The following is a 14,974-nucleotide window of genomic DNA, read 5'->3' as shown; positions in this document are numbered from 1 at the left end:
AGAAGTTAAACCGTGAAAATTCAAATAACAGAAGCTCAAATGCTCCGTTTTGGTCAACAATTGGCCCAGGTATGTCAGGCCGGCAGCGTTATCTATCTGCACGGAACCTTGGGCATGGGTAAAACGACCCTGTGTCGAGCCGTGATTCAGGGGCTGGGCTGGGCTGGGCGAGTCAAGAGCCCGACCTACAATTTGGTAGAAGAGTATGACTTGCTGACCGTGCGCGCCATTCATTTCGATCTCTATCGCCTGGCTGAACCGGAGGAGTTGGAATTTATTGGTATTCGCGATTACGATGCCAGCACTAATTTGTGGCTTATCGAATGGCCGGACCAGGGCCGGGGCTGTTTGCCCGCGGCAGACCTGGAGGTGACTCTGAGCGAGGCTCCGGGCTTGCCTGAAGAACGCCTGATCCGACTGCACACGAACAGTGCCAAAGGTGCCAGCCAGTTGCTGGCCCTACAACAATTAATGGAGATACAAGCTTGAAGCAAAGGTTGCTGGTTTTATTACTGGTCTTGTCCGGTCCGGTTTTTGCTGCGACCGTGCATGGCGTGCGTATTTGGCCGGCGCCTGACAATACTCGGTTGGTCTTTGATCTCGATACCCCTATTGACCACTCGATTCTGGTCTTAAAGAACCCCTTTCGTATCGTGCTCGATATCGAAGGTGCCGGCCTGAGCACCGACTTTGCCGAGCTGGATCTTACCGGTAGTGGCGTCACCCAAATCCGCAGCGCAACGCGCAACGCCAATGACATCCGTATCGTCTTGGATATGTCGACCAATATGCTGCCAAGAAGTTTCGCCCTCAAGCCTAACGACCAGTATGGCCATCGCCTAGTGCTCGATCTGGAGCGACCCACGCTCCAGACCCCAACCATCACACCTCGTATTGAACCCGTGGTCAGCAAGTCCATCGCCCAAATAAGCAATCAGCGCCGGGATATAGTCGTCGTGATTGATGCCGGTCACGGTGGAGAAGATCCCGGCGCCATCGGCCCCTCTAAATTGAGAGAGAAGGATGTGGTGCTGGCCATTGCCAAGGAAGTGTATCGGCAGCTCTCCGCCATAAAAGGGTATCAGCCGATCTTAGTGCGCGACAGCGACTACATAGTGGGCTTGAAGCAGCGCCGTGAACTGGCTCGGAAAAAGAATGCCGATCTGTTTATCTCGATTCACGCCGATGCCTATTCTAAGGCCTCGGCCCATGGCGCCTCGGTCTATGCGCTGTCAAACGGTGGGGTGGTCAGTGCCGTTGCCAAATATTTGGCCAATCAAGAGAATGCCGCCGATGTGATCGGCGGGATTAACGGAGTCAGCCTGGAAGATAAGGACGAGGTCTTGAAATCGGTGCTGGTGGATCTGTCAATGACTACCACCTTGCAGAGCTCACTCAGTGTCGGTTCGATAGTCCTCAATAAAATGGGCAAATTTGCCAAGTTGCACGGCGACCGGACTCAGATTGGACAGGCCAATTTCGTGGTCCTAAGAGCCCCAGATGTGCCATCCATCCTGATCGAAACCGGTTTCATCAGCAATCCGCGGGAAGAACGTAACCTCGGCTCGGCGGCCTATCGTAAGAAAATGGCCAGCGCGATCAGCGCCGGGATTCAAACCTACTTTCAGCGCACGCCGCCGGAGAGTAGTTATATCGCGTGGCAGAAGCAGCAGTCGCAGACCCTTCAGGCTGCGACGCGCAGATACACCGTTGCCAAGGGTGATACCTTATCGGGTATCGCGGGGCGATATGGCATATCACTGACCAATTTAGTCAGCTTGAACAACCTTAGAAGTAACTCCATACGGGTAGGGCAGGTGCTGTTAGTGCCGGGGGCTTCCTAATGGCTGTTAATCAACACCTTAATACGACAGGATGCCAGGCTTGATGGCGGAGCGCACAATTGAAATATTATCGCCCCGTTTGGCTAATCAGATCGCCGCGGGCGAGGTGGTCGAGCGTCCGGCATCGGTTGTCAAGGAGCTGATTGAAAACAGCCTCGATGCCGGTGCGACGCGGATCGATATCGAAGTTGAGCAGGGTGGCCTGAAGTTGATCCGGGTGCGGGATAATGGCCGGGGCGTGGCCAAGTCCGATCTGTCCTTGGCGCTGGCGCGTCATGCGACATCCAAGGTTTACTCACTCGATGAGTTAGAGGCCTTGGTATCGCTCGGCTTTCGGGGTGAAGCCCTTGCCTCGGTGGCGTCCGTATCGCGGTTGAACTTCACCAGTAAACCGGCCAGCCAAGCCGATGCCTGGCAGGTCCAGTCCCAGGGTCGGGATATGCTCACTGAGGTAACCCCGGCCGCCCATACCGATGGCACCTCCGTCGAGGTGCGCGATCTGTTCTTTAATACTCCGGCTCGGCGCAAGTTTTTACGCACTGAAAAGACCGAATTCAGCCATTTGGAAGAGGTCATCAAGCGCCAGGCTTTATCGCGCTTCGACGTCGGTTTCTCATTGCGGCATAACAATCGCACCATCCACGCGCTGCGTCCGGCCCTGACCATAACCGAACAGCAACGCCGGATCGCGGCGCTGCTGAATCCTGACTTTATGCTCAACTCGATTCTGATCGAGACCGAGCGGGCTGGCCTGAAGATGACCGGCTGGGTGGGGTTGCCGACCTTTTCCCGGTCCAGTGCCGATATGCAGTACTTCTTTGTCAACGGCAGAGTGGTGCGCGATCGGGTGATCGCCCATGCCGTCAAACAAGCCTATCGTGATGTATTGTTCCACGGCCGCCAACCCTGTTTTGTGTTATTTCTAGAACTCGACAGCCTGGGTGTTGATGTCAATGTCCACCCGACCAAGCACGAGGTCCGCTTTCGCGATCAGCGTTTGGTCCACGATTTCCTATTTTCGCAATTGCACCGCGCCCTGGCCGAAGTGCGCCCCCAACTTGGCGCAGAGCCGCTGGTTGCGCCTGAGTTAACGCCCACTACCAGCGGTATCGAGGCCGGTGAATTTGGCGGTCAGCGCAGCCTGAATATGGCAGACCGCTCTGCGCCCTATTCGATGTCATCAACGCCGAGCTCGAGCCTTAGCACCGGCGAACAGGTCGCCTTTTATCAGCAGTTGCAGCGCCCAAGCGATCTCGTTACCGAGCGCGGCTGGCAGGCACAGCAGCCGCTGCCACAGACCAGCCAAGTGGACATCCCGCCCTTAGGTTTTGCCATTGCCCAGCTGCACGGCGTGTTTATACTGGCCCAGTCTGAACAGGGGCTAATCCTAGTTGATATGCATGCGGCCCATGAGCGCATTACCTATGAACGGATGAAGAACCAATACGATCAGCAGGGCATTCAAGCACAGCCCTTGTTGGTGCCATTGAAGTTGGCGGTGAGCAATCGTGAGGCCGATACGGCCGAGGAGTTTGCCGAGGTGCTGGCAACATTTGGCTTGGAGCTGCAACGCTCCGGGCCGGAAGCCCTGACAGTGCGGCAAATACCGGTTTATCTGCAGCAGGCCGATGTGGAGCCGTTGGTGCGCTCGGTGCTAGCCGACTTTAGTAGCCATGAAAGCTCGGATGCCATCCTCGCCCAGCGCAATGAAATACTCTCCACCATGGCCTGTCACGGTTCGATTCGGGCTAACCGCAAGCTGACCATTCCAGAGATGAACGGCTTGCTGCGCGATATGGAACGTACTGAACGCAGCGGACAATGCAACCATGGCCGACCGACTTGGACCCAGCTGTCGATGACCGAGTTGGATAAGCTGTTTTTGCGGGGACGATAAATGATCGACAATAGGCCACCGGCTCTATTTCTAATGGGACCGACTGCTGCCGGCAAGACCGAATTGGCGATTGCCCTAGTAGAGCTGGGCAGCTGTGAAATCATCTCGGTAGACTCGGCACAAATCTATCGCAGCATGGATATTGGCACGGCCAAGCCAGATGCGCAGACCCTAGTCCGCGCGCCGCACCATTTGATCGATATTTGCGACCCGGCTGAAAGCTACTCGGTGGTGCAGTTTCGTCGTGCTGCGCTCGCGACAATGGCCGAGATCAGTCAGCGTGGTAAAATACCCCTATTGACGGGTGGTACCATGCTGTATTTCAAATCATTGGTCGAACCGATGGCCGACTTGCCGGAAGGTGATCAGGGCATCCGCAGCGAACTGGCACAGCAGATGGCGGACCAGGGTTTGGTCGGGCTCGTCGCGCAATTGGCTCAGGTTGACCCGGTGGCTCACGCCCGCATCGATCTGGCGAATCCGCAGCGAGTGCAGCGTGCGCTGGAGGTGTTCCGTGTCAGTGGCCGACCCATTTCAGCCTTCTGGGCCGAAGGCACCCACGACGGACGGGGTAATTTGGCCGTCGGCGCGGCGGAGCAATTCCCTTATCGATTACTGCAATATGGCGTGATACCGCAAGACCGGGCCATTCTGCATGCGCGCATCGCACAGCGCTTTCGTTGGATGCTCGAACAGGGCTTTGAGCAAGAAGTCCGGGAGCTTTATAGTCGAGGTGACCTGCATCTAGATCTGCCATCGATGCGCTGTGTCGGATATCGACAGATGTGGCACTACCTCGATGGCCTGATCGATTACGATGAAATGATTGAGCGCGGTATCATCGCGACGCGTCAACTGGCCAAACGTCAGCTGACCTGGTTGCGCGGCTGGCCCGAGTTGCAGGCGCTCGACACTAGTGCAGTGAGCAGTGTTGATTATTGCCAGCAGATCTTAGGGCAACTGTGACGCCGCCGTGGTTGAATTTGACCATATTTTGGCTGGCCATCTAGGCGAACTGAGATCAAGCAAGCTTGTTTGCTAACTATTAATATCGGGGGTATTAAGTAAATAATGTCCTGTTGCCATCCACAATGAGATGGAAATCAACTAGAATTACTAATTGGAATTTTTGAATGCTATTGAACCAGCCTCCATTGTGGGCCAATGGCGCGCTTCGGCGTAATAAATTGGTCGATGTTGGCCCATTCTTTGGGCACCGAGTGACGGAGTCATTGGCTTTAGTGGCACCCGGGCACGCTGGTTTGCAAGCCAACTATTATTATAATCCTTGACAAAAAGGGAGCAGAACATGTCAAAAGGGCAGTCTTTACAAGACCCTTTCTTAAACGCGCTACGTAAAGAGCGCATTCCAGTGTCAATCTTTCTGGTAAACGGCATTAAGTTGCAGGGTCAGATCGAAAGCTTCGACCAGTTTGTTATTTTGTTGAAGAACACTGTTAGCCAAATGGTTTACAAACATGCCATTTCGACGGTCGTCCCCGCCCGCAATGTCAAGATTACCCAAGACGACGATGACGTAATTACTGTCGAGTAACGGGACGGTCCACTATTTTTCTCTTAGCCGGGCAGCGCCGGGCATCGGAGTTTTGATTGCTTTTTGAACGTGTAGAGGGCGGAAACCGAGCCATATTGGTTCATGTTGACTTTCCTGAGTCGGACCAGCGTGAGGACGCGGCGGAGTTTTCCGAGTTAGTTACCTCAGCTGGGGCCGAGACCGCATTGTTTATCCGCGGTGTTATGACGGTTCCTCATTCCAAATTTTTTGTCGGTGCTGGCAAGCTAGAAGAGATTCAGCAGGCCGTGATTGACCATGAGGCCGACCTAGTATTATTTAATCACGCATTGCGACCCTCACAGGAACGTAATATCGAAGCCGCCATAGAGTGTCGGGTGCTCGATCGGACCGGACTCATTCTCGATATATTCGCTCAGCGTGCCCGAACCCACGAGGGCAAGCTGCAGGTCGAATTGGCTCAGCTGGAGTATCAGAGCACGCGTCTGATTCGTGGTTGGACCCACTTGGATCGAGAAAAAGGCGGTATTGGTCTGCGTGGCCCGGGTGAAACCCAGCTGGAGTCGGATCGACGCCTACTGCGTAGCCGTATCTCAACGATTCACAAGCGCCTCGACAAGGTTGAGAAGCAACGCAACCAGTCCCGGCGCGCCCGAAATCGATCCAACACTCCAACGGTGGCCCTAGTGGGATACACTAATGCGGGTAAATCCACTCTTTTCAATTATTTGACAGACGCTACGGTCTATGTGGCGGATCAGCTTTTTGCCACGCTGGATCCGACCTTGCGTCGTCTTGAAGTGCCTGATATGGGCGGTATTGTGCTGGCCGACACGGTAGGCTTTATTCGTCACTTACCTCATAAGTTGGTCGAAGCCTTTAAAGCGACCCTGCAGGAAACGGCCGGCGCCGATCTGTTATTGCACGTCGTAGATTGTGCTGATGAAAATCGTCACCATAATATGGCGCAGGTTGAAGCCGTATTAACTGAGATAGGGTCAATTGATATACCCCGGTTGGAAGTATTCAACAAGATCGACCTGCTCGATGATTTTCAACCTGCTATTGAGCGTGATAATGCAGGGCGACCGGTCCGAGTCTGGTTGTCGGCCGTAAGTGGTGAGGGCACTTCATTATTGCTGGCGGCCATTACCGAATTGCTGGGTGATGAGATTCTCGCCACCACTATTGTGTTGGAGGCCAGCGAGTCTGGTTTGCGTGCCGCTTTATTCGAGCAAAATGCCATCTTGTCTGAAAGTTATGACGAGGTCGGCCGAGTTCAGCTGGAAGTGCGCATGCAGAAGAAAGACTTTAGACAATTGTTAAAACGTTTTAACCTGACCGAAGAACGCTTTGGTGTTGCGCGGGTTAAGGAATTTTTCGAGCAATAGCTGAGTTTTCAGTTATAAAAACTATAATAGAGACGGAGTAGACCATGGCGTGGAACGAACCACCAGGTGGCAATAAGAACGACCAAGACCCTTGGGGTAATCGCAATCGAAATAAAAACGATGGCCCTCCAGATCTTGACGACCTCATCAAACAGATCACCGAGAAGCTCAATAAATGGCTTGGTGGCAATAAGAAAGGCGGCAACGGCGGTTCGGATACCCCGCCAGCAGCCGGCTTTGGCGCTATAGCAGCCATCGTCGCGGTGATCGCGGTGCTCTTCACTGGTTTCAACGCCTTTTACACGGTCGATGAATCCGAGCGCGCCGTGGTGCTGCGTTTGGGTGAGTTTTATCGGGTCGAAGCCCCCGGTCTGCACTACATGATCCCCTTTATCGATCGTATTGCCGACAATGAAAACGTCAATGTGACTCAGGTGCGTGAACACAGCCTGAAAACCTCGATGCTCACGGCCGATGAGAATATCGTTACTGTATCGATGACGGTGGAATACCGCGCAGCCGATGCCAAACTGTACGTGCTTAACGTGCGTGATCCAGAGTCAACCATGGCGCATGCGTCCGAGTCAGCTTTGCGCCACGTTGTTGGTTCTGCCGGTTTGGAGCAGATCTTGACCACCGGCCGAGATCAGGTCCAGGCTTTGGTAAAAGATCGCTTACAGCAGTATCTGGACAACTATGAAGTCGGTATCCAGGTCGGTCAGTTGAAGATCACCAATGCCGCGCCGCCGACTGCCGTGCAAGACGCCTTCGATGACGTAATCAAAGCGCGCGAAGATCAGCAGCGACTGATCAACGAAGCCCAAGCTTACGCCAACCAAATTGTGCCCGTCGCCCAAGGTGCCGCTCAGCGTCAATTGGCCGAGGCAGAAGCCTATCGGCAAGAAGTGATAGCCCGTGCGACTGGTGAATCGGATCGTTTCACTGCGCTGCTGAATGAGTATCTAAAGGCTCCTGATATCACGCGTGAACGTTTGTACCTCGATACTATTGAAGAGGTTTATGGCAAGAGTTCGAAGGTGTTGTTAGATGTGGAGGGTGGCAATAACATGATCTATCTGCCCCTCGATCAGCTGCGCCAGAGCCAGGCCAGCGGCGCCGCCGCAACAGACCTGAAAGCCGGTGCCGTGAGCAGCATGTCACAGACCGATGTCAGCAACCTAACCGACCAGATTCTGCGCGAAATCGATCGCCGCAGAAGCAACCAATAAGGGGCTGAACAGATGAACGCAAAAAGTAGCCTACTAGTAGTCGTGCTCGGCCTAGTGATATTGGCAGCCAGCAGCAGTATGTTTATCATCGAAGAGCGTCAAACGGCCATACGGCTGTATTTCGGTGAAGTCACGGCTTGGGACATTGAGCCGGGTCTGCATTTTAAGATCCCACTGGTGCATCAGATCAAGAAGTTCGATAACCGTTTGATTACGCTCGACAGTCAGGCCGAACGCTTTATTACCAGCGAACAGAAGAGCTTGGAAGTGGACTCCTACGTGCAATGGCGCATCACGGAAACACTGAAATTCTACACCGCCAACAGTGGCGGTGATTTCTTCCGCGCTAACGAGGTACTTGGCTCTCGAGTCAATGCGGCTCTGCGCGACGCCTTTGGTGACAAGTCTCTGCGTGAAGTGGTCACGGGTCTGAAAACTGGTGAAATACTGTCCTCTGGTAACAACATACGCAGCGATGAAGGTGAACGAGATGCCCTGATGCAGCGTGTCTTGCAGAAGGTCAATGCCGTGGCCGTAACCGAACTGGGGATTCAGGTCGTCGATATTCGTATCAAGGCGATCGATCTGCCGCAGGAAGTGTCCAGCGATGTATTCCGTCGTATGCGCTCCGACCGGGATCAGGAAGCGCGAAAATTCCGTTCCGAAGGTCAGCGTCAGGCAGAAATTATTCAGGCCAATGCCGATCAAGAGCGAACCATTACCATCGCCAACGCGTTCCGAGAGTCTGAACAGATTCGCGGTGCTGGTGATGCCGATGCGGCGAAAATTTATACCAGCGCCTATTCGGTCGATTCTGAGTTCTATGCCTTTCACCGCAGTTTGAGGGCCTATCGCAATGCCTTCAACTCGACGGGTGATATGCTGGTGCTGGAGCCGGATAGCGACTTCTTCCGTTACTTGAATAATCAGAACGGAAAACCCTAACGATATGACTGGGCGAAAGCCCTAAGTCTCTGTATAATCTTGCAACCGGGCAGATGCCCGGTTTTTTTGTGCCTAAATTTGTGACATTACGGGATTTCAGATCGAATGACCATTTCAGAACGCTGGCTTTTACCGGACGGCATAGAAGAGATTCTGCCGCCGCAGGCCGCCCGTATCGAAGCTTTACGCCGCGCCCTACTCGATGAGTATCGGGTGTGGGGCTATGATCTGCTGCAACCGCCCTCGGCGGAATATTTGGAGTCCCTCTTGACCGGGGTCGGCCACGACCTCGATCTGTTGACCTTTAAGATTACCGACCAGCGCTCAGGCCGCTTGATGGGCATTAGCGCTGACCGGACCCAACAGGTCGCGCGCATGGACGCCCATTCGATCCCCAAAATCGGTGTCGCGCGCTACTGCTATTGTGGTGAGGTGCTGCATACCAAGGCGACCCACCTGCTATCATCGCGCAGTCCGATGCAAATTGGCGCTGAATTGTATGGCTATTCGGGCTTGGATAGCGAAGTTGAAATTGTGTCCCTAATGTTAAGTTCACTTCAGAGCGCCGGTCTGAAACAGATAACGGTCGATCTGGGTCACGTTGGTATCTATCATGCTTTGGTCGCCGAGACCGAGTTGAGTGCCAGTCAGCAGACCGAACTCTACGGCCTATTGCGTCTGCGCGCCTTGCCAGAGCTCCAGCAATGGCTTGCCGCGGTTGATATGGCCGAGGAGCATAAGGCGATTTTCCTGAAATTACCGGCCATGGCCGGCTCATTGGACGATCTGGAACTTTGGGTGGAGGAGTTTGCCGAGGCTCCTAAGGCTGTTTTGGCAGCATTGCAGACCCTTAAATCGATTGCCCTGGCGATCCGGCAGGCATTTCCCGAGGTCCGAATTCATTTTGATTTGGCCGAATTACGAAATTTTAACTATCATACCGGCCTGGTTTTCTCCGCCTTTGTGCCTGGCTTTGGCCAGCCAGTGGCGCGTGGTGGGCGCTATGATCATACCGGTGAAGTGTTCGGACGTTCTCGACCGGCTACCGGCTTCTCCAGTGATCTAAAAATACTGGCCACCCTAGTGGTCAGTGATTGGGCTGAAACGCCTGGTATCTTGGCACCTGCGAGCAATGATCCGGCATTGGCTGGGGTTATTCGAAGCTTGCGGGCTCAGGGTGAACGGATTATTCAATTATTTAGCGAACAACCCGAGAGCGACGAGCTGGGTTGTGATCGGGTATTGGTGCAGGACAATGGCCAATGGCATATTCAACTGATTTCTCAAAACGGACAAGTTTAAAATGGGTAAGAATGTAGTCGTACTGGGCACCCAATGGGGTGATGAAGGCAAAGGCAAGATTGTTGACCTGTTGACCGAAAACGCAGATGCAGTGGTCCGATTCCAGGGTGGCCACAATGCCGGTCACACCATTGTAATTGACGGTAAAAAAACCGCATTACATCTGATTCCGTCTGGTGTAATGCGCCCAGGTGTGACCTGCGTCATCGGCAACGGCGTGGTTTTGTCCATCACCGCCTTGCAACGTGAAATGGCCATGCTGGAAGAGAAAGGGGTGCCCGTGCGCGAGCGTCTGCGTGTTTCTCAGGGTTGCCCACTAATTTTACCGGTCCACGTTGCCCTAGATCAGGCGCGTGAGGCCAAGCGTGGCATTAAGAAAATCGGTACCACCGGGCGTGGCATCGGGCCGGCCTATGAAGACAAGGTCAGCCGTCGCGGGGTCCGCCTGGGAGATGTGTTCCAGGCCGGCTTCAAGGAAAAGTTGACCGAAGTGCTGAATTACCACAACTTTATGCTCAAAGAATACTACGGTGCCGAAACAGTAGATGTCGATCAGTGCATCGCGGAGGTTATCGCCGACGCTAAAAGTATCCTAGATATCACCACCGATACGGTCAGCTTGGTGCACGAGATTCGCGAGCGCAGTGGTAACATCATGTTCGAAGGCGCCCAAGGCTCGTTACTCGATATCGACCACGGTACCTATCCCTATGTGACCTCGTCTAATACCACGGCCGGCGGTGTCGCCACCGGTTCCGGTGTCGGTCCGCTGTATCTGGATCAGATCATGGGCATCACCAAGGCCTACACCACTCGAGTCGGTGCCGGTCCATTCCCGACTGAACTGTTTGACGACAACGGCAAATACCTGGCCGAAAAGGGCCAAGAAGTGGGTACTACTACCGGCCGGGCTCGACGTTGTGGCTGGTTTGATGCAGTATTGGTCAAGCACAGTATCCGGATTAACTCGATCAATGCCATCTGCCTGACCAAACTCGACGTGCTCGATGGTCTGGATATCGTCAAGGTCTGTGTCGGTTATCAGGATGAGGCGGGACAGGCAGTGGCTTGGCCGGCGTCATCCGAAGCCTTTGATACCGTAACACCCGTCTACGTCGACCTGCCCGGTTGGCATGATTCCACCGTAGGTGCTAAGTCACTGGCTGATTTACCGAAGAATGCCCGTGCCTACATCGAATACATCGAAAAGGCTATCGGCGCCCGAATCGATATAGTGTCCACTGGACCCGATCGAGTTGAAACCATCGTGTTAAAGCACTCCTTCGAACTCTGAGACACCACACTAGCGCGGGATAGGTCGCTAAAAGAACGCAGTTGCACAGTGCAGCTGCGTTCTCGTTTTCCTTCCGATGAAGTCTTTCCTACAAATTGAGTCCATCTCCCGTTATACTAATTTTTCTAAAATAACAATGAAATATGGATATTGTGAAAAAAAATAACTCAACTTTAGACCCTCACCTAGAACGTGAGGCGGAAAAATACGATAACCCAATTCCCAGTCGTGAATTTATTGGTGAGCACCTTGCCCAACGCAAAGGGCCCGCAAGCCATCCTGAATTGTGTTTTGAATTGTCCCTAGTAACTGAAGACGATGTTGAAGCTCTGCGCCGGCGTTTGCTGGCCATGGTCCGAGATGGCCAATTACTCTGTTCACGCAGTGGTGCCTTCGGCCTAATCGACAAAATGGATCTGATCCGCGGACGTGTACAAGGCCATCGCGATGGCTTTGGCTTTCTAATCCCGGAACAAGGCGGTGATGATTTTGTGCTCAATAACCGCCAGATGCGTTGTTGTTTTGATGGCGACATCGTATTAGCCCGCAAAGGCGATAAAGATCAACGTGGCCGAGTTGAGGCGATCATCACTGAGGTGATTGAACGTCGTACGCCCGAGTTGGTTGGTCGGTTCCGCTGGGAAGGCGACTTTGGTTTCGTAACCCCCGAAAACAAGCGTATTAGCCAAAATGTTCTGATCCCAGCCAAAGATGTTGCCGACGCTAAAGATGGCGACATCGTGTTGGTTGAGATCGTCGAACAACCTGAATTTCGTAAACAACCTATTGGTCGGGTCAAAAACGTTCTGGGTGCTCATATGGCGCCCGGCATGGAAATCGACATCGCCATGCAAACCTATGACATTCCGCACGAATGGCCGCAAGATGTCGAAGTCCAGATCGTCGATTTCGGTACCGAGGTCAAGGAAGGCGACAAGGTCAATCGGGTCGATCTGCGCGACAAGGCCTTCGTCACGATCGACGGTGAAGATGCGCGTGATTTCGATGACGCGGTATTTGCTCAGGCGATGAAGAACGGCGGAACACGCCTTTATGTCGCGATCGCGGACGTGTCGCACTATGTTGCCGTGCACAGCCCGCTCGATGTGGAAGCGCGCAATCGCGGCACCTCAGTCTACTTTCCGGAACGGGTTATCCCAATGTTACCGGAAGTACTGTCCAATGGTCTCTGTTCGCTCAATCCGCAAACCGATCGTTTGGCGTTGGTTTGTGAGATGGAAGTCAGCGCATTGGGCGTGGTCGACCATTTTCGCTTTATGGAAGGCATTATCTATTCGCATGCCCGTCTGACCTATACTCGGGTGGCCGAGGTGCTCGACAAGAGTGAACCGAGTCATCGTGCCGCCTTGGTGGCCGAGTATGGTGTTAATGTCGAGAAAAATATCGATGCGCTCTATGCTGTCTATAAGGGCTTCGGTATTGCTCGCTCAATCCGCGGTGCGATCGAATTTGAAACCCGCGAAACGCGCATTGTCTTCAATGATGAACAGAAGATTGACCGCATCGTGGCAACCTCGCGTAACGACGCGCATCGCCTGATCGAAGAATGCATGTTGGCGGCCAACGTCTGCGCTGCAACCCTGATTGAAACGATGGAAATTCCGTGCCTCTATCGCGTGCACGATACGCCGTCGCCAGAGCGCTTGCAGAATCTGCGTGAATATATGGGCGAACATGGCCTAGGCGTAACCGGCGGCATGAAGCCAAAGGCCGCCGATTACCAGAAGCTACTGCACCAGATTCGTGGTCGTGAAGACTTTGAACTGTTGCAAACGGTTATGCTGCGCTCAATGGCACAGGCTGTGTATCAGATGGAAAACCTGGGCCACTTTGGTTTGTCCTTTGATCGCTATGCTCACTTCACCTCGCCGATTCGACGCTATCCAGATTTGCTCGTGCATCGTGCGATCCGTTCGGTGATTCGCAGTAAAAAGCGCACCGCCTTAGTGACTCGGGTCAAAGAAGCCGAGCTGATGGCGACAGCGGATATCTATCCGTATGACGTCAAGCAGATGCTCGAGCTGGGTGAACATTGCTCGATGGCCGAACGACGCGCCGATGAAGCCACTCGTGATGTGGTCACTTGGTTGAAATGTGAATATATGAACGATCATATAGGCTCAGAATTCAGTGGCACCGTGTCGGCGGTGACCAATTTTGGTCTCTTTGTTCAGTTGGACGATATCTACGTTGATGGCTTGGTGCACATTTCCAGCCTGCAATCGGATTATTACCAGTACGAGCAAAGCGCGCATCGCTTGGTCGGCGACCGCACCCGTATCGTCTATAGCCTAGGCGATAAGCTGCAAATCCGCGTGGTTCGCGTCAGCTTGGACGATCGTAAGATCGATTTCGAACTGGCCGAAGGTGGCGTGACCAAACCCGATCGGGGTCGTAAGGGCAGCACTCAGCGCAAGCCGGCGAAACGTCAAGAGAGTTCGACCGATGGGTCCGATCAGGGTAATAAAGCCAGTACAGATGGCAAGCCGAAGAAGCGCAGTGGCAGCCGTAGCGGCGGCCGTAAGCGTTAATCGAACGGTCCTCGATCGTTCTGAGATCGGCCGATCCCGACAAGGTGCGCCTGTTCAGCAGGCGCGCCCGTTAGTTTAGACACGGACGCCCAGAATAATACCCGCCCCTATCGCCTGCTTAGCAAATTTCGGAGAAATCTAACAATGACGGATTCCATGTGGGTCTTTGGTTTACACGCTGCACAAAGCGCCGTGGAAACGCACCCGGAACGGATCAAAGAGGTGGTACTGCTCAAGGGCCGCCAAGATAATCGTATGAATCGACTGCTCGATTTGGTGCGAGCTCAGGACGTCAAGTTTCGCCTGGTGAACCGGGAAGACTTTGATCGTATTCTGCACAAGCATGAGCTGATGGAAGGCCGCCATCAGGGCGTTTTAGTACAGACTCTGGCGGCACCGGTACTCAAAGAGGCCGATCTGGAGGAAATGCTCGACGCGCTGACGGTCCCGCCGCTGTTGCTAATTCTCGATGGGGTTACCGATCCGCATAACATCGGCGCCTGTCTGCGGTCCTGTGACGCCGCCGGTGCGCACGGTTTGATCGTGCCGAAGGACAAGTCGGCTAGCCTGACCCCTGCCGCGGTCAAAGTGGCCAGTGGCGCTACCGATACGGTGCCCTTCTTCGCGGTGACCAACTTGGCGCGCACGCTCGAGGCGCTGAAGAGTCGGGGGATCTGGATCTATGGCACGGCCGGCGAGGCCAAGAGTTCGGTCTACCAAACGCCGTTAACGGGCCCGATCGCACTGGTTATGGGGGCCGAAGGCAGTGGCTTGCGCCGCCTGACCCGAGAAACCTGTGATGGTCTAGTTTACCTACCGATGGCCGGTCAGGTCAGCAGCCTCAATGTCTCCGTTGCCGCCGGTGTATGTCTGTTTGAAGCAGTACGCCAGCGTTTGAGCGCTGCCGCACCATAGGGGCGTCTCTGGATCCCCTTTCTGCTTTTGGGCACCGGTCAGCGGTAGCCCATATCTCTGTCTTAAATATT

12 protein-coding genes are annotated in these 14,974 nt (G+C 54.0%); all 12 read left to right on the top strand.

Translation table 11 applies throughout. The features are described 5' to 3' along the window. The first annotated feature begins 12 nt into the window (after positions 1 to 12). The 12 genes from tsaE (at position 13) to rlmB (ending at position 14,903) form a co-directional block, all read left to right on the top strand. Complete coding sequence (gene tsaE / locus AC4FIC_RS05965; protein ID WP_227003760.1) at positions 13 to 489, top strand: tRNA (adenosine(37)-N6)-threonylcarbamoyltransferase complex ATPase subunit type 1 TsaE; 477 nt, start codon at positions 13 to 15, stop codon at positions 487 to 489. Then, positions 486 to 1,844, top strand: coding sequence for an N-acetylmuramoyl-L-alanine amidase (locus AC4FIC_RS05960; protein WP_100256439.1), 1,359 nt, complete (start codon positions 486 to 488; stop codon positions 1,842 to 1,844). The genes tsaE and AC4FIC_RS05960 overlap by 4 nt, the downstream gene beginning before the upstream one ends. Positions 1,845 to 1,887: 43 nt before the next feature. Beyond that, the gene (gene mutL / locus AC4FIC_RS05955) at positions 1,888 to 3,741 is read left to right on the top strand and encodes a DNA mismatch repair endonuclease MutL (RefSeq protein WP_227003761.1); all 1,854 of its coding nucleotides are present in this window, start codon (positions 1,888 to 1,890) and stop codon (positions 3,739 to 3,741) included. Continuing rightward, on the top strand, positions 3,742 to 4,707 hold the full coding sequence (gene miaA / locus AC4FIC_RS05950) for a tRNA (adenosine(37)-N6)-dimethylallyltransferase MiaA (RefSeq protein ID WP_100256441.1): 966 nt from the start codon (positions 3,742 to 3,744) through the stop codon (positions 4,705 to 4,707). Positions 4,708 to 5,050: 343 nt separating this feature from the next. Next, positions 5,051 to 5,296 carry an RNA chaperone Hfq gene (hfq, locus tag AC4FIC_RS05945; RefSeq protein WP_100256442.1) on the top strand — a complete coding sequence of 82 codons (246 nt, stop codon included), beginning with the start codon at positions 5,051 to 5,053 and terminating at the stop codon, positions 5,294 to 5,296. 56 nt (positions 5,297 to 5,352) lie between these two features. Beyond that, positions 5,353 to 6,666, top strand: coding sequence for a ribosome rescue GTPase HflX (hflX, locus tag AC4FIC_RS05940; RefSeq protein WP_100256443.1), 1,314 nt, complete (start codon positions 5,353 to 5,355; stop codon positions 6,664 to 6,666). Between the two features lie 44 nt (positions 6,667 to 6,710). Next, a complete protein-coding gene (hflK, locus tag AC4FIC_RS05935) occupies positions 6,711 to 7,895 on the top strand; it encodes an FtsH protease activity modulator HflK (RefSeq protein ID WP_100256444.1) in 1,185 nt (394 codons plus the stop codon). Between the two features lie 12 nt (positions 7,896 to 7,907). Continuing rightward, positions 7,908 to 8,840 carry a protease modulator HflC gene (gene hflC / locus AC4FIC_RS05930; RefSeq protein ID WP_100256445.1) on the top strand — a complete coding sequence of 311 codons (933 nt, stop codon included), beginning with the start codon at positions 7,908 to 7,910 and terminating at the stop codon, positions 8,838 to 8,840. Between the two features lie 105 nt (positions 8,841 to 8,945). After that, positions 8,946 to 10,142 carry an ATP phosphoribosyltransferase regulatory subunit gene (locus tag AC4FIC_RS05925; protein ID WP_100256446.1) on the top strand — a complete coding sequence of 399 codons (1,197 nt, stop codon included), beginning with the start codon at positions 8,946 to 8,948 and terminating at the stop codon, positions 10,140 to 10,142. Between the two features lies 1 nt (position 10,143). Then, a complete protein-coding gene (locus tag AC4FIC_RS05920; RefSeq protein ID WP_100256447.1) occupies positions 10,144 to 11,436 on the top strand; it encodes an adenylosuccinate synthase in 1,293 nt (430 codons plus the stop codon). Positions 11,437 to 11,579: 143 nt separating this feature from the next. Further along, the gene (gene rnr / locus AC4FIC_RS05915) at positions 11,580 to 13,988 is read left to right on the top strand and encodes a ribonuclease R (protein ID WP_273285839.1); all 2,409 of its coding nucleotides are present in this window, start codon (positions 11,580 to 11,582) and stop codon (positions 13,986 to 13,988) included. Positions 13,989 to 14,132: 144 nt separating this feature from the next. Beyond that, positions 14,133 to 14,903, top strand: a complete 771-nt coding sequence (gene rlmB / locus AC4FIC_RS05910; RefSeq protein WP_100256449.1) for a 23S rRNA (guanosine(2251)-2'-O)-methyltransferase RlmB — start codon at positions 14,133 to 14,135, stop codon at positions 14,901 to 14,903. Positions 14,904 to 14,974 lie beyond the last annotated feature (71 nt).

The sequence above is a fragment of the Reinekea sp. genome, from assembly GCF_982785585.1.
Note: the sequence above shows the minus strand (reverse complement) of the source record. Positions and strands in the feature narration are given on the sequence as shown.